Origin of the sequence: Bradyrhizobium manausense (genome assembly GCF_018129685.1) — a bacterium.
Classification (GTDB): domain Bacteria; phylum Pseudomonadota; class Alphaproteobacteria; order Rhizobiales; family Xanthobacteraceae; genus Bradyrhizobium; species Bradyrhizobium manausense_D.
In genome coordinates this window covers 169,112-184,052 of record NZ_JAFCLG010000009.1, presented here as the reverse complement: position 1 = coordinate 184,052, position 14,941 = coordinate 169,112, and the positions used below count along the sequence as shown (strand labels likewise).

10 protein-coding genes and 1 pseudogene are annotated in these 14,941 nt (G+C 64.6%); 1 reads left to right on the top strand and 10 read right to left on the bottom strand.

The window, feature by feature from the left end; all coding sequences use genetic code 11:
* Positions 1 to 30 precede the first annotated feature (30 nt).
* From JQ621_RS22100 to JQ621_RS22085, 4 genes are read right to left on the bottom strand one after another with little or no spacing between them, the layout of a single operon-like run.
* Complete coding sequence (locus JQ621_RS22100; protein WP_212236785.1) at positions 31 to 1,341, bottom strand: MFS transporter; 1,311 nt, start codon at positions 1,339 to 1,341, stop codon at positions 31 to 33.
* An 18-nt stretch (positions 1,342 to 1,359) separates the two neighbouring features.
* Positions 1,360 to 1,860, bottom strand: a complete 501-nt coding sequence (locus JQ621_RS22095) for a PRC-barrel domain-containing protein (RefSeq protein ID WP_212236784.1) — start codon at positions 1,858 to 1,860, stop codon at positions 1,360 to 1,362.
* 22 nt (positions 1,861 to 1,882) lie between these two features.
* Positions 1,883 to 4,087: an amylo-alpha-1,6-glucosidase gene (locus tag JQ621_RS22090; RefSeq protein ID WP_212236783.1), complete on the bottom strand. Its 2,205-nt coding sequence runs from the start codon at positions 4,085 to 4,087 to the stop codon at positions 1,883 to 1,885.
* Positions 4,088 to 4,145: 58 nt separating this feature from the next.
* Positions 4,146 to 5,909 (bottom strand): ABC transporter ATP-binding protein, encoded by a 1,764-nt coding sequence (locus JQ621_RS22085; RefSeq protein ID WP_212236782.1) that lies wholly within the window; start codon positions 5,907 to 5,909, stop codon positions 4,146 to 4,148.
* A 270-nt stretch (positions 5,910 to 6,179) separates the two neighbouring features.
* Here JQ621_RS22085 and JQ621_RS22080 point away from each other — a divergent pair, with 270 nt between their 5' ends.
* Positions 6,180 to 7,250: a glycosyltransferase family 4 protein gene (locus JQ621_RS22080; RefSeq protein WP_212236781.1), complete on the top strand. Its 1,071-nt coding sequence runs from the start codon at positions 6,180 to 6,182 to the stop codon at positions 7,248 to 7,250.
* A 205-nt stretch (positions 7,251 to 7,455) separates the two neighbouring features.
* Here JQ621_RS22080 and JQ621_RS22075 read toward each other — a convergent pair whose 3' ends face one another.
* The 6 genes and pseudogenes from JQ621_RS22075 to JQ621_RS22055 form a co-directional block, all read right to left on the bottom strand.
* Positions 7,456 to 9,390, bottom strand: coding sequence for an alkyl/aryl-sulfatase (locus JQ621_RS22075; protein ID WP_212236780.1), 1,935 nt, complete (start codon positions 9,388 to 9,390; stop codon positions 7,456 to 7,458).
* A gap of 66 nt (positions 9,391 to 9,456) precedes the next feature.
* Complete coding sequence (locus JQ621_RS22070; RefSeq protein ID WP_212236779.1) at positions 9,457 to 10,614, bottom strand: GGDEF domain-containing protein; 1,158 nt, start codon at positions 10,612 to 10,614, stop codon at positions 9,457 to 9,459.
* 122 nt (positions 10,615 to 10,736) lie between these two features.
* Positions 10,737 to 12,020 (bottom strand): TRAP transporter large permease, encoded by a 1,284-nt coding sequence (locus JQ621_RS35900; RefSeq protein ID WP_312015434.1) that lies wholly within the window; start codon positions 12,018 to 12,020, stop codon positions 10,737 to 10,739.
* A gap of 243 nt (positions 12,021 to 12,263) precedes the next feature.
* A pseudogene (locus JQ621_RS35895) lies at positions 12,264 to 12,605 on the bottom strand (TRAP transporter small permease); the annotation flags it as partial.
* Between the two features lie 259 nt (positions 12,606 to 12,864).
* On the bottom strand, positions 12,865 to 13,866 hold the full coding sequence (locus JQ621_RS22060; protein ID WP_212236777.1) for a DctP family TRAP transporter solute-binding subunit: 1,002 nt from the start codon (positions 13,864 to 13,866) through the stop codon (positions 12,865 to 12,867).
* 213 nt (positions 13,867 to 14,079) lie between these two features.
* Complete coding sequence (locus JQ621_RS22055) at positions 14,080 to 14,850, bottom strand: methyltransferase domain-containing protein (RefSeq protein WP_212236776.1); 771 nt, start codon at positions 14,848 to 14,850, stop codon at positions 14,080 to 14,082.
* Positions 14,851 to 14,941: the final 91 nt, after the last annotated feature.

Below are 14,941 nucleotides of genomic sequence, written 5' to 3'. Positions count from 1 at the left end.
TCTTCCCCTCCTGTGGCCGGCTGATCTCGTTCAGCCGGCCATTTCTTTTGCCGTCATGACGGTGCGCCGGGTTTCCGGCATCACGAAGAGGATCAGCAAAAGCCCGGTCGCGGCGATGCTTGCGAGCCCGAAGAAGGCGGTGGCATTGCCGAACTTATCGCTGACATAGCCGCCAAGCGCGGTGCTCAAGGACGCACCGACGCCGGTCGCAGTGCCGACGATGCCTTGCGCCAGATTGAAGTGCCCGCTGCCGAAGGCGACATCGGCCACCACAAGCGGAATCATCACCGCGAAAACCGCCGCCGTAAAGCCGTCGAACACCTGCACCAGCACCAGCAGATAGGGATCGCGCACGGTCGCAAACAGCAGGCCGCGGATCGTCAGCGCGCCGAACCCGATCAGCAGCAGCGGGCGCCGGCCCCAAGCTTGCGCCTTGCGTCCCACCGAAGGTGACAGCAGCGCGACAATAGCCTGCGGCACGACGATGCAAAAGGCGACCAGAACCGTCGCCCACTGGCTCGAACGCGCCGTCACCGTGCTTGCCATCAGCGGCATCATCGAGGCGTTTGCCAGCTGCAGCAGCAGCACGCTCAGCGCAAAGACGATCAGCGGCTTCTGCCGGATCAAATGCCAGATATTGGTGTCGCCCTGAACCGGAGCCTCGCGCGGCATCTCGCCGTGACTGCGCGCGATGTCGACCTCCTCCTCGCGGATACGCGACAGGGCAATCAGCGTGGGAATCGCGAGCACGAAGGTGACCAGGAAGACCGAGCGGCTCGAGAGCAGGTATCCGGCCGTCCCCATCACCGCGGCGGCAACGCCATTGCCGAGCGAGGCGAAACGGGCGTTGCGGCCGAGCCGCTCGCCGATCTTGAGCGGGCCAACCAGGCCCAGGCTGATCGCCGCAATCGCGGGACCGAGCACGCAGCTCGCCGCCGCATGCAACGTCGCGGCCGCCACCACCACCGGGAAGATCGGCATCGCCGCATAAGCAAGCGCACAGCAGCCGATGGTCGCAATCGCAAGCCCCGCGACCAGGCGCTCGGATCTCGCCGCATCGATGATTGCACCGCCCGGCATCTGCCCGATCAGCGCGACGATGCCGCTGATCGACAGCACCAGGCCGATCTCGACCTGGGTCCATTTCTGCGTCGTCAGGTAGACCGCGATGAAGGGCCCGAATCCGGTCTGCACGTCGGCGAGGAAGAAGATGAACCAGTCGAGGCCGCGCAGGCTACGGCGTGACGGCTCCGGGATGGCCGCGAGAACCGGTACGGCGACGTTGTCCTGTCCAGCACGTTCCTCGTGCCTCTCTTGATCAGGCTTCTTCGACAACAGCACCGCCAGCCATCCCTCCCCTCACTGAATTGCTTGAAACGGTTGGAGACTGCCGGACGCACCGAGCACGACCATCGGCGTGTCTTCCTTGTACTCCGGCGCGGCCGCGACCTGAGCCTTGGTCAATTCCAGCGTGATGCTGTCCTTCTTGTTGGTGATCTTGCCGAACCGAAGCGCATTCCAGTCAACGACGATCTTGCGGCTGCCGACGCCGAGGAAACCGCCGAAATCGATCACCGCAGCGCGCACATGGCCGGTCAGATCGACGATGACGTCGACGATGCGGCCCATATCCTCGTCCGCTGCGCTGCGCACGTCGCGCCCAAGTACGCCATGCGCGTCGGCGGCGCCGATGATGGTTACCGATGGCGGCGGCGCCCCATCCTTCGCATCCTTCGGCGCCGCAGCAGGTCCGCTCGCCTCGTTCGTGGTCGCAGGCGTCTCCTCCGCGGCGCGTGACACGGCAACCGACAATCCGGCCACGATCGCCACGCACAAGACCAACCATCCAGCGGTACGCATGAAACCTCCTTGCGGCGCGCCGCTAGCGCGTCAGCACGATCGACACCTGGATCTGGCCGCGCGTCCGCAGCACCTCCAGCGCCACGTCATCGCCGTGGCGGCTGACGCGCAGATCGACGCTGGATTCGCCAAGGCGCAGATCGCGCAGAGTGATCTCGTTCAGAAACGCCGGAAGGTGCGGATTGCGCAGACGGATCTCGCAGCGCGCGACGTCGAACTCGATACCGAGCGCCGCCTCGAGCAGCGTGAACGGCGTGGCGCTGGCCCAGGCCTGCGGCGCACAGGCGACCGGATAGAGCGTAGGGCCACGCCGCTTCTCGCGGCGGAAGCCGCAGAACAGTTCGGGCAGCCGGCGCAGATCCATATAGGTCGCGGCGTCGAACAGCCCCTTGAAGACCTGCGCGACCGAGTGCTTGAGCCCGTAACGGGCGAGGCCGAGCGCGATCAGGGCATTGTCGTGCGGCCAGATCGATCCATCGTGATAGGACATCGGGTTGTAGCGCACCTCGCCCTGCGCGACGGTGCGGATGCCCCAGCCCGAGAAGAAATGCGGCTGCATCAGATCGGCGGCAACGCGCCGGGCGCGATCCTCGCGGATCATGCCGCTGAACAGCACCTGCCCGGCATTCGAGGTCCGCACCTCGCACCGCCGCTTGTTGCCGTCGAGCGCGAGCGCATAGGTGCCGAGCTTCTCGCACCAGAACGCGTCTTCAAAACGCTCGGCGAGCGACCTGGCTTCGGCCTCGAGCTTTTTCGCAAGATCGGGCTTGCCGAGCTTCAGCGCGCATCGCGCGGCGAGTTGCTTGGCGGCGTAAACATAGCCCTGGACCTCCGCGAGCGCGATATTGCCTTCCGCGAGATTGCCGTCGGCGTGGAAGATGGCGTCGTAAGAGTCTTTCCAGCCCTGGTTGGCGAGCCCCTTTTCGGTGGCGCGCTGGTATTCGACAAAGCCGTCCTGGTCGGGATCACCGGGACCGTCGATCCAGGCGAGCCCGGCCTCGATCGCAGGCCACAGTTCGGTGAGCGTGGCCTCGTCGCCGGTGCGCTCGAAATAGCATCCGGCGAGCAACACGAACAGCGCGGTCGAATCCACGCTGCCGTAATATTGCGAGAACGGCACTTCGCGCAGCGCCGCCATCTCGCCGCCGCGCATCTCGTGCAGGATCTTCCCGGGCGCCGCATCGGCGAGCGGATCGACCGCCTTGGCCTGAAAATGCGCAAGGCGCCGCAGCACGCCTTTCGCCACCCGCGGATCGACCCACAGCATCTGGAGCGCGGTGATCAGACCGTCGCGGCCGAACGTCGTCGAGTACCAGGGGATGCCGGCATAGGGATAGCGCCCCTGCGGCGTCTCCGTCATCAGCATGTTGAGGTCGGCCATGGCCTGGCACAGCACCTCGTTGAAGATGTTGTTGGAGGTCTCGATGCTGGCCGCGCCGATCGTCGACCGCCGCATCTCGCGGCGATGCGCCAGCAATCCTCTGAAGAAGCGCGCCGGCTTCTCCGCGAGCGGCCGGTTGCAGGAGACAGCCACGAACAGCGATTTGAGCTCGTGCGGATCCAGCTCGAGCTGCCAGGTCGCTGCGTTCACCGACAGCCGCGTGGGTCGCGGATCGAAATGCAGGCCGGTGGTACGCTCGGCCTCGTCGAGGCCGCGATAGTCGAACAGCACGTCGGTCGGCCCAAGCAGCTTGCTCGTGCCTGTGCCGCGGCGCGACCGCCGCTCGCCGCGCACCTCGAACAGATCGGCAAAGTCGTTGTCGAAAAGCAGCGTCAGCTCGAAGGCGGCCGGTTGCTCGCCGTGGTTCTGCAGGCCGATGCGCTGATAGGCCGTCCCGCGCCACAGGAAGATCGTCCGCACGATGTGCAGCAGGTCCTTCTGAAGAACGATACGGCCCTGGCGATAGATATCGGGGTTGGTCAGATCGACCGTCAATCCGGAATTGTCATCGCGCAAATTCGAGCCGAGCAGCAACGGCTGGAGATCATCGAGCACGAGCTCGAGCCGCGCCAGATAGCGCGTGTCATGGTTGAACAGACCATCCGGCCCGCCCGCGGAGGCGCCGATGTCGCCATGGCTGTCCAGCACGATGAAGGTGTCATCGTGCTTGAGCGAGCGGCGGGGCCGTGCGGCGGGGCCCGTCATCGGAATGTAGAACGGCTGCTCGGCGACGGTCTCTGTCGTCTTCGACGCCGAGATGATCCTGGTTGCGGCTTCGGCTGCCATGAGCTGCTCCCCTGCGGCTTGTTTCAAAACGCGGCCAACGCAAACGCAACTGCTGGATTCAGGCGGCGGCTTGCGCGAGCCGGCTGATTTCCTGCGTAACGAGCTCGCGATAAGGCCCGTGGCCCTGCATCAGGCGCTCGGGCGAACCGTCCTCGATGATCTTACCACCCTTCAGCACCACCACGCGGTCGAAATTGCGCAGTGTTGCGAGGCGATGCGCGATTGCGATCACGGTGCGGCCGCGCATGAGGCGCGACAGCGCCTCGCGGATCGCCTCCTCGGATTCGCTGTCGAGCGCGGCGGTGGCCTCGTCGAGCAGCAGGATCGGCGCGTCCTTCAGGAAGGCGCGCGCGATCGCGATGCGCTGGCGCTGGCCGCCGGACATCTTCACACCGCGGTCGCCGACCATGGTGTCGAGACCGTCCGGCAGGCTGTCGATGAAGTCGCAGCGCGCCGCGATCGCCGCGCGCAGCACCTCGTCGTCGGTCGCATTGGGCCGGCCATAGCGGATGTTCTCGCGAATGGAGCGGTGGAACAGGGAAATGTCCTGCGGCACGACCGAGATCGCCTCGCGCAGGCTCAGCTGGGTCACCTTGGAGATGTCCTGACCGTCGATGGTGACGCTGCCCTCGTCCACATCGTAGAAGCGTTGAAGCAGCGTGAACAAGGTCGATTTGCCGCCGCCGGACGGGCCGACCAGGCCGACGCGCTGGCCGGGCTGGAGCCGCAGACTGAACCGCTCGAAGATCTTTTCGCCGCCCGGATAGCCGAAGGTGACGTTGTTATAGGCGATCGCGGCGCCGCTCTTGACCAGCGGCTCGGCCTCGGGGTGATCGCGCAGCTCGTGCGGCACCAGGAGCGTGGCGATCGCCTCGGTCAGGCGCGCGACGTGCTGGGTGACATCGACCAGGGCGACCGCGAGATCGCGGGTTGCGCTCAGGATCGACATACCGAGGGTACAGACCAGCACGACGTCGCCGGTGGTCGCCTCGCCCTGCTGCCAGAGCGTGATGGTCCAGGCCATCAGGGCGATCGTCAAGATCACGGTCACGGCGGCATGCAACAACCGCAGCTTCTCCAGATAGCGCAGGCTGCGTCCGCGCGCATGGACTTCCCGGTTCACCGTGGCGTCAAACCGCTCGTGCTCGTGGCCGATGCCGCAGAAGGCGCGGACAAGCGGCATGTTGCTGATGACGTCGATCATCTCGCCGTCGACGGCGGCTGCCTTGTCGGCGAACTCGTCATGCAACGGCTTGCCGGCCGCGGCCAGATGGAACATCACGATCACCATGCCTCCTGCGATGACGATCAGGCCGAGTGCCATATATGCACTGACGGTTCCAATCAGCGCGATGGCCGCAAGTGTGGCAATGCACGGCGGCAACACGTTCCAGACGAACATGTTCTCGACGGTGAACACCGCGTTGGATGTGGCGGTAATGCGGCTGGTCAGCATGCCCGGCATCCGGTCCGAGAAGTAGCTCGGCGCATGCCCGGTCAGGTGACGAAAGATGTCACGGCGCAAATCGCCGGTGACGCGGACGAAGGTGAAGCTCGCCGTCCAGCTCGCGATCCGCCACAGGAAGTTGTCGGCGGCGACCAGCGACATGAGCAGGATGAATGCCAGCCACACGGTCCCCCCATGCGAAGGTCCTGCCGACAGGGCGTCGACAAGAGATTTGACCCCGTACTGCGTGCCCACCGAGCAGGCAACCGCCGCAACGACAGCGGTGAGGATCACCAGATGCGACGCCAAACGACGCCGGAGATAGCGCAGGACAAAGGCAAATGGCCTGCGCGCGTATCCAGAGAGATGATCCATGTGGCTGCGACCCCGTCATGCTTTGGATTTTTCTTGGCTGTCGACTGAACATCGACCGCTTTGCCTCGGTTCCCGGGCGAAGCCATCACGACATGCGGATGCGGGCGATCTGAGTTGAGGTGATGGCAGCATCGCGACAAACATGCGTATCGAAGAAGTAACGTTCGACGAGAGGAACTTCGCACATGCGAGAACGTTCCCTCCACGGCATGCCGGTGCCGAACACGGTAGGGGCTTTGACTTCCATGATCGGACAGAGGAGAAGGTGAGATGCGCATCGCGCAGGTAGCTCCGTTGACGGAGGCTGTTCCACCCAAGCTGTATGGCGGCACCGAGCGCGTGGTGCATTGGTTGACGGAAGAGTTGGTCGCCCTGGGACACGACGTCACCTTGTTCGCCAGCGGCGATTCGCAGACATCGGCAAAACTGGACGCAACCTGGCCGCGGGCACTTCGCCTCGACGGTTCCGTGCGCGATGCCAACGCGCTGCACATGGTGATGCTGGAGCGCGTGCGGCAGAAATGCGACGACGAGGAGTTCGACTTCCTCCACTTCCATCTCGACTATTATCCGTGGTCGCTGTTCTACAGGCAGCCGACACCGTTCCTGACCACGCTGCATGGCCGGCTGGATCTGCCCGAGCATCAGCCGGCATTCAATACGTTCGCGAAGGTCCCGGTGATCTCGATCTCGAACGCGCAGCGGCGGCCGGTGCCGCAGGCGAACTGGGTCAGAACGATCCATCATGGCCTGCCGGAGACGCTGCTGACGCCGAAGCCGGCGAAACAGGAATATCTCGCCGTGCTCGGCCGCATTGCGCCGGAGAAGGGCGTCGACCGCGCCATCAAGATCGCGATGCATTGCGGCATCCCGCTGAAGATCGCGGCCAAGGTCGACCGCGCCGACCAGGATTATTATGACGAGCAGATCAGGCCGATGATCGCAGGCAATCCGCTGGTGGATTTCATCGGCGAGATCGGCGATCACGAGAAGTCGGACTTCCTCAGCGGCGCGCTCGGGCTGTTGCTGCCGATCGACTGGCCGGAGCCGTTCGGTCTGGTGATGATCGAAGCGATGGCCTGCGGCACGCCGGTGGTCGCCTTCAACCGCGGCTCGGTGCCTGAAATCATCGACGAGGGCCTCACCGGCTTCGTGGTCGAGGACGTCCTCAGTGCCGCCGGCGTCGTGGGCCGCCTCGCGCAGCTCGACCGCACCGCCATCCGCAAACAGTTCGAAAAGCGCTTCACGGCCCGGCGGATGGCCCTCGACTACCTCGCCGCCTATCGCAGCCTGAGCGAGGCACAGGCGCCACGGATCAAGCTGGTGAGCAGCGCGGAGTAATTGCTCCACCAACGGTGTCGTCCCGGACAAGCGCGCCCCAAGCGCGCGCCGATCCGGGACTCCGCGACGACAACTAGGTGTGTAGCACCCCACTCTATCCGCCCGTCATTGCGAGCGTAGCGAAGCAATCCAGACTGCCTCTCCGGAAAGACTCTGGATTGCTTCGCTGCGCTCGCAATGACGGAGTGTATGGCGACGGCGCTGGCTACACCACCACCGCCCGCTTCGGCTCGACGATCTCGAACATCCGCGGGAACTCATCCATCAGGCCCATCAGCTCGGCAAGCTTCATCGGATTGCCCGACAGCCTGACCTTCCCCGCAGCCACCGCTTCCGGAAAACTCGTCAGCTTGCCGATCACCTCATCCAGCGTCGCGCGCGCCAGCGTGAAGCTGGCGTCGGCGTTGTCGGCCTGAACGCCTTCGGTATAAGTCAGCGCGCAGTTCTGGAGATTGAGCACGAATGTCTCGCCGGTGTCCGAAAAGCTCCAGTTCAGCACGATGCGCTTGCCTTCCGCCTTCGGACCGTTGAGGCGGACGCCGAGCACGTCCCAGAGCTGCGAGGTCCGCAGCGCCGCCAGCGTCTCGCGCGGCATCGGTGCACGCGGAGGCGTCTTCGGCATGCCCTGGCGCAATTCCTGCGCGCCGAACAGATAGGCGTTGCGCCAGGTCGAGCTCTCGGCGGCATAGCCGAGCTGCTCCAGCGTGTCGGCCAGCAGCGCGCGTGCCGCCTGGTGGTCCGGCTCGGCAAAGACGAGATGGCCGAGCGCCTGCGCCACGAAGCGGAATTCGCCCTTGTCGAAATCCGCCCGCGCCCGCGTCAGGATCGCATCCGCGCCGCCCATGTACTCGACGTATTTCTTGCCTGACGCCACCGGCGGCAGCGGATCGAGATTGACGGGGTTGGCATCGTACCAGCCGAGATATTTCTGGTAGATCGCCTTCACGTTATGCCTGACGTGGCCGTAATAGCCGCGGCCATGCCAGGCACCTTCGAGGCTCTTCGGCAGCTGGATCGCCTCGGCGATCTCGGCTGCGTTGAGGCCGTGATTCATCAGGCGGATGGTCTGGTCATGCGCAAACTTGTAGAGGTCGCGCTGCTCGCGGATCATGGTGTCGATGCGCTCGCGGCCCCACACCGGCCAGTGATGCTGGCCGCACATCGCCTCGGCCTTGCCACCCCACAGCTGCAGCGCCTCGTTGAGATACTTCGACCACGCCAGCGCATCGCGCACGTCGGCGCCGCGGAACGGCAGCAGATTGTGGAAATTATGCGTGCAGTTTTCGGCCAGGTTCAAAAGCTTGTAGCGCGGCAGGAAGAAGTGCATCTCCGCCGGCGCCTCGCTGTTCGGCGCCATCTGGAATTCGAATTCGACGCCGTCGATGACGCGCGTGTCGCCGGTCGCCATGATCAGGTCGGTCGGACGCAGCAGCGCGACCGCGCCCGCCGCCATGGTCTTGCCGAGGCCGCAATCGACATGTCCGCGTGCGCCCTTGGCCAGGAACGGCCCGAACTGGTACTGCGCCCGGCGCAGCATCGCCGGCCCCGCGATGATGTTCTCGGAGACGGCGTGCTCCATGAACAGATCAGGCGCGATGATCGGCACGCGGCCTGTGGCCAATGCGTCTTCTTCCAGCACGCCGCGCGCGCCGCCCCAATGGTCGGTGTGGGTGTGGGTGAAGATCACCGCCGCGACCGGCTTCAGGCCACGGTGCCTGAAATAGAGATCGAGCGCGGCGCGTGCGCCCTCGATCGAGGTCAGCGTGTCGACCACGATGACGCCGCTGTCGCCCTCGATCAGCGTCATGTTGGCGATATCGAGCCCGCGCACCTGGTAGACCCCGGGCACCACCTCGAACAGGCCATGCTGCATGTTGAGGCGCGCCTGCCGCCACAGGCTGGGATTGACGGTCGGCGGTGCCTGCTCGCTGGACAGAAAGCCATAGGGCTCGAGGCTCCAGACCGTCCTCCCTTGCGGGTTCGCAATCTTTGCGTGCTCGATCGTTCCGAGAAAGCCGCGCGCAGCGTCGTCGAAATCCCGCGTGTCGGAAAATGGCAGCGCATTCAACATCGCCTGATGCTGCGCGATGACTGATGGCGTTGCGTCCTTCGGCGTGTCGGCTGCTTCGGTGCTGGTCATAGCGTTCCTCCCCGGTCTTGTCCGGGAGGCATCTAACCGCATCTCGATTCCGGTTCCAACCGCTGCTTACGCCGCCAGCCCTTCAGAAACGCTTTTGCCCGATGCGGTGGCATCCGCCATCCGCAACTCCCGCGCCAGCACATAGCCGCCGCGATGGTGCTTGGCACGGTAGAGCGCCTTGTCGGAACGCGACAGCAGCGCTTCCGCGGTTCGGCCGTCGTCCGCCGCCACCGCAACGCCGATGCTCACGCCGAGCTCGACCATCTGTCCGTCGATGTCATAGGGCATGCTGATCGACTGAACGATCCGCTGGGCCGTCGCTTCCGCATCATCAACCGCGCGCTGGACCAGGACGAATTCGTCGCCGCCCATCCGCACCACGAGATCATCAGGCGCGGCGATCTTTCGGAGCCGCTCGGCGACCTGTTTCAGCAGGGCGTCACCGACCGGATGGCCAAAACGATCGTTCGCTTCCTTGAAGCGGTCGAGGTCGAGCGTATGGACGGCGATGGTCCCGGCCGCAAGCATGGCGGGCAGGTCCGTCGCCAGCGCCGAACGATTGGCCACGCCGGTCATCGGGTCCACGCGCGACAGCTGCTCGAACTGGCGTTTGAGCGTGATCTGCTTGATCGAGGCGTTGAAGCTCAGCCGCACCATCTCGAAGCTTGCGACCACATACATCAGGATGAGGAGCCCGAGGCCGACATGACGCAGATCGGGCTGCATCAGGGTGACGATTGCGGCGGGTGCGGCGATGGCGATCAGATCGAGCAGCGCCGCGACGGGGCGCAGCGCCAGCCGCGCCACCACGCCGGCGCCAAAGCCGAATCCGATGCCGACCGCCATGACACAGCAGAGCGCATCGCCCAGCACGATGCTGCGTGCGGCGAACAGGCCGAGGATGAGAGCCGTCACGACGGTGCCGGCCACATAGCGCCGCTCCCAGCGCACGGCCTCCGCGCGGCCGAGCCGCGGCGAACGCGTGAGGCGGCGGCGGAATGCAAAGATCTCGAACAGACGAACGATGGCCACGGCGACGCCGGCCACGGTAAAGGCCGCGGTCACCCCGTCATCGGTCTCGTAGGTCGTGATGGCGCCGACCATCGCCAGGCAGGCGGCCGCAAGAACGTTGGGCATCGTCGTGCCGTGAAGGCCCGTGATGACTTCCAGATAGACGGCGTCGGAGATCGACGCTCGTCCGGATTCCATTCTGTTGAACAACATGCCCGCACCTGTCCCGCTGGCATTGTCCTACCGCACATCCGTAAAAAGGCTTGCTTTGCACCGCGGCCGCATTTGAACGCGCGGGTTTACCGCGCGTTAGCCATGTCGCACCGCTCGATCGGCTAGTGCATCCCCAGCACCCGCGGCAGAAACAGCGTCAGATCGGGCCAGTAGGTCACGATGACGAGGAAGCCGAGCATGGTGAGCAGCCACGGCATCACCGCGACGGCGAGATCGGTGATGCGCATGCGCGCGATCATCGATGCCACATAGAGGTTCAAGCCGACCGGCGGATGGCAGAGGCCGACCTCCATGTTGACGTCCATGACGATGCCGAAATGGACGAGGTCGATGCCGAGCTTCTTGGCAGCCGGCGCCAGGATCGGCGCCATGATCAGGATGATCGAGTTGGGCTCCATGAAGTTGCCGGCGAGCAGCAGCAGCACGTTGACGACGAGCAGGAAGCCCACCCAGCCGAGGTTCTGCGCCGCGATCCAGTCGGCGAGCGTCGCCGGCAGGTTCTCGTTGGAGAGCACGAAGGAGAACAGCACCGCGTTGGTCACGATGTAGAGCAGCATCGCGCTGGTGTTGGCGGCACGCAGCAGCACCCGCGGCACGTCCGTTATCCTGATCGCCTTGTAGACGAACACGGCGATGATGAAGGAGTAGACTGCGGCCATCGCCGCCGCCTCCGTGGCGGTGAACAGGCCGCTGTAGATACCGCCGATGATGATGACGACGAGCATCAATCCCCAGATGCTCTCGCGGAAGGCGTGGATGGTCTCGCCCCAGCTCGCCTTCTTCATCCGGGGATAGTCGCGGCTGCGTGCCAGCCACCAGGTGACGATGCAGAGCATGGTCGTCAGCAGCATGCCGGGCAGCAGGCCGGCGACGAACAGCGCCCCGATCGAGGTATTCGTCGAGACCGCGTAGACGATCTTGGGGATCGACGGCAGCATCAGGATGCCGAGCGAGCCGGCAACGGTGATGATGCCGGCGCCGAAGCGCATGGGATAGCCGTGGCGGACCATCTCGGGCAGCACGATGGCGCCGATCGCCGCCACCGTCGCGACGCTCGAGCCGCAGACCAGCGCGAACATCGCGCAGGCGACGATGCCGGCAAGCCCCAGGCCGCCGTGCCAGTGCCCGATCAGCGAGGTCGCGAAATTGATCATGCGCCGCGCGACGCCGCCATGGGTGAGGAAATTGCCGGCGAGGATGAAGAACGGGATCGCCATGATCTCGAAGCCTTCGATGCCCGTGAAGAGCTTCATCGAGACGGCTTCGATCGGCACCGCGGTCAGCGTGAACAGGAACGTCATCACGGTGAGGCCAAGCGCGATCGAGACCGGGATGCCGGTCAGCATCAGCGCGATCAGCAGCGCGAACACGGTGAAGGCGCGCAGCCAATGCGGCAGCACGATGAAGCCGGTCTTCTCGCCAAGACACAGCGCGAAGATCAGGATCGGCGCCATGATCAGGATGACGCCGAGCGGCGAGACTTTTCGCGCGGCGGCTTTCGTCGCGGCGCCGGCGGGCTGCGGATGCAGCGCCGGCGAGATGTCCGCCTCCACGCCCTCGACGCGGGTCTCGTCATGATGCGGCAGCTCGCCGGTCCAGTAGTAGAACCAGGAGACCTGCAGGAAGCGGAAGCACATCAGGCCGGAGCCGAGCGGGATCGCCAGATAGACGAACCACATCGGCGCTTCCAGGTCGTTGGACTGCTGGCCGGTCTTGAACATCTCGGAAACAAAGGACGCGCCGAAGGCGGCGATCATGCCCGTGAACAGCGCGCCGCAGAGCAGCGAGAACAGGATGACGTGCTTGCGCGAATGCTCGGGCAAACGGTTGACCAGCAGATCGACGCCGACATGGATGCCGGTGCGCACGCCATAGGCCGCGCCGAACTTCGCCATCCAGATGAACATGTAGATGCAGAGTTCCTGCGCCCAGGACAGATCCAGCTCGGACAGGAAGGTGAACACGACCATCGCCAGCGACGCCAGCCAGGTCAATCCGTGCGCGGTGGCCCATCGCGCGAACACGATCGATTCGCCGGCGCCGTAGCGGTGCAGCACCGCGATGAAGATCAGCCCGGTTGCAGCGGCAATGAGCGTCGCGATCAGCCATTCTTCGAGATGATTGAGCAACTGGTTGAGCGCGCGAAGCAAATCAAGGTCCCCCTATCGATACGAAACGGTCGGGAGTGCACACACTCCCGACCGTTGGTCTTGTTCTCTAGGAAACGCGTCAGTTCATCTTGACGTCGAGTTCCTTGGCGATGAGATCGAGCACCTCCTGCCCGACCCGGCCCTTGGCCCAGGCATAGGTCGGGCGCATCGCTTCCTGCCACGCCTTGCGATCGGCGTCGCTCAGATAATGCAGCGTCGTCTTGCCCGCCTTCTTGATCTCGGCCAGCGCATCCTCGTTTTCCTGATGCGCGATCTGATTGGTGTAGTCGGTCGCCTCCGCCATCGCCTTGTCGAGCTGGGTGCGGATGTCGGGCGGCAGGCCGGACCAGAATTTCGAGTTGACGATGACGGCATATTGCAGATGGGCGTGATAGGACACGGTGATGTCCTTCTGCACCTCGTAGAACTTCTGCGTCAGATAGTTCGACGCCGTGTTCTCGCAGCCGTCGACCACGCCGGTCTGCAGCGCCTGGTAGACTTCCGAGAACGCCATAATCTGCGGGATCGAACCCATCAGGCGGAAATACTGGTCCGCGATCTTGGAGCCGGAGATGCGGAATTTCAGGCCCTTGAAATCCTCCGGCTTCATCAGCGGCCGGTTCGACGACACCATGTGGAAGCCGTTGTCCCAATAGGCGAGACCGGTGATGCCCTTGGATTCGAGTTTCTGGAACAGCCATTTGCCGACGGTGCCCTTCATCGCGGCGGAATAGGTCGCGTCGTCCTTGAACAGCCAGGGCAGGTCGAGCGCTTCGAACTCCTTGATGCCGAGCGGGGCGAATTTCGCGGTCGAGGGCGCCAGCATCTGCACCGAGCCGAGCTGAAGCGCCTCGATCTCCTCCTTGTCCTTGTAGAGCGAGGAGTTCGGATAGACTTCGATCTTGACCTTGCCGTCGGTGTACTTCTCGGCAAGCTCCTTGAACTTCAGCGCGCCCTTGCCTTTGGGTGTGTCGTTGGCGACGACGTGACTGAATTTGATGACGATCGGGCTCTGGGCCTGAGCTGCGGCCGGAGCCAGAGCGAGCGCGGCTGCGGCGACCGCCAGAAGCAGTTTGCGCATGAAGGAACCTCCCCAACAACCTCGGAAACCGGGTTCTTTTTGTTTTGCGGTTTCAGTAGTGGCAGCAATCCGTAGCCCGAACAACTAGACCTAAGCCCAATTTGCCGCAGCGAAGCTTTGCCGCGGGAGGCTATCTTGACAGCGCCCGCGTGCGCAACCGGGCGCCCGCTCCACGCCGCGAGGCGAGCGCTTATGTCGCATCGCCGAAGGGCGTCAGCCCTTGCGCTGGGCGACCATGAACAGCCGCCGGAACGGGAACAGCGTCTGGCCCGCTTCGTTCTTCGGGTAGGCCTTTGCGACGCGCATCCCATAGGCGGCTTCGAACGCCGCCTTTTCGTCGCCCTGCAGAATATCGAGATAACGCGTCAGCCAGGTGCCCTTGGTCCATTCCTTCACGGGATTGTCGCCTTCCAGGACCTGAAGATACTCGGTCTCCCAGATGTCGATGTTCTGTGACAGAGGCGCGAGCACGTCGTGATAGAAGGCCGGCCCCTCGACCGGCGGCGGCGTGACGAGGTGCTCGACCTTGGACCGCCAGGGCCCGTTCAGGGCAGTCTCGCCGATCAGCACGTGCGACGGCGCCAGGAAGTTGCGCGGCATCTGCACCGCAAGCATGCCGCCGGGCGCGACCTTCTCCATGACCGAGGGGAAGAGTGCCGCATGATTGGGCAGCCAGTGCAGTGCGGCATTGGAATAGACCACGTCATATTGCCCGGCGGGGCGCCAATGACCGAGGTCCTCATGCGACCATTCCACATCGGGCGCGGCCTTGCGCCCCGCGGCAACCATCTCGGCCGAGCCCTCGACGCCCGTGACCGCGGCAGACGGCCAGCGCTCCTTGATCAGCTTGGTGACATTGCCGGCGCCGGCGCCAAGGTCTGCGACCGTGCGCGGGCCGATATCGGGAATGCGCATCAACAGGTCGACCGCGGGCCGGAGCCGGTGGCCGGAGAATTTCAGATATTGCTGCGGATCCCATACCATCGTTGAAGCCTTTTCTTTTTCGTATTTCCTTCGCCTTCGCCCTTGGTTACCACTGCTCGTCCCGGTCGGGCAAATCGCCGCAGCCGGGACA

Excerpts from the sequence above, each read along its gene's own strand:
- JQ621_RS22095 (WP_212236784.1), bottom strand. The coding sequence starts at position 1,860 with ATGCGTACCGCTGGATGGTTGGTCTTGTGCGTGGCGATCGTGGCCGGA.
- JQ621_RS22090 (WP_212236783.1), bottom strand. The coding sequence starts at position 4,087 with ATGGCAGCCGAAGCCGCAACCAGGATCATCTCGGCGTCGAAGACGACA.
- JQ621_RS22080 (WP_212236781.1), top strand. The coding sequence starts at position 6,180 with ATGCGCATCGCGCAGGTAGCTCCGTTGACGGAGGCTGTTCCACCCAAG.
- JQ621_RS22055 (WP_212236776.1), bottom strand. The coding sequence starts at position 14,850 with ATGGTATGGGATCCGCAGCAATATCTGAAATTCTCCGGCCACCGGCTC.
- JQ621_RS22060 (WP_212236777.1), bottom strand. The coding sequence starts at position 13,866 with ATGCGCAAACTGCTTCTGGCGGTCGCCGCAGCCGCGCTCGCTCTGGCT.
- JQ621_RS22075 (WP_212236780.1), bottom strand. The coding sequence starts at position 9,390 with ATGACCAGCACCGAAGCAGCCGACACGCCGAAGGACGCAACGCCATCA.
- JQ621_RS22070 (WP_212236779.1), bottom strand. The coding sequence starts at position 10,614 with ATGTTGTTCAACAGAATGGAATCCGGACGAGCGTCGATCTCCGACGCC.
- JQ621_RS22085 (WP_212236782.1), bottom strand. The coding sequence starts at position 5,909 with ATGGATCATCTCTCTGGATACGCGCGCAGGCCATTTGCCTTTGTCCTG.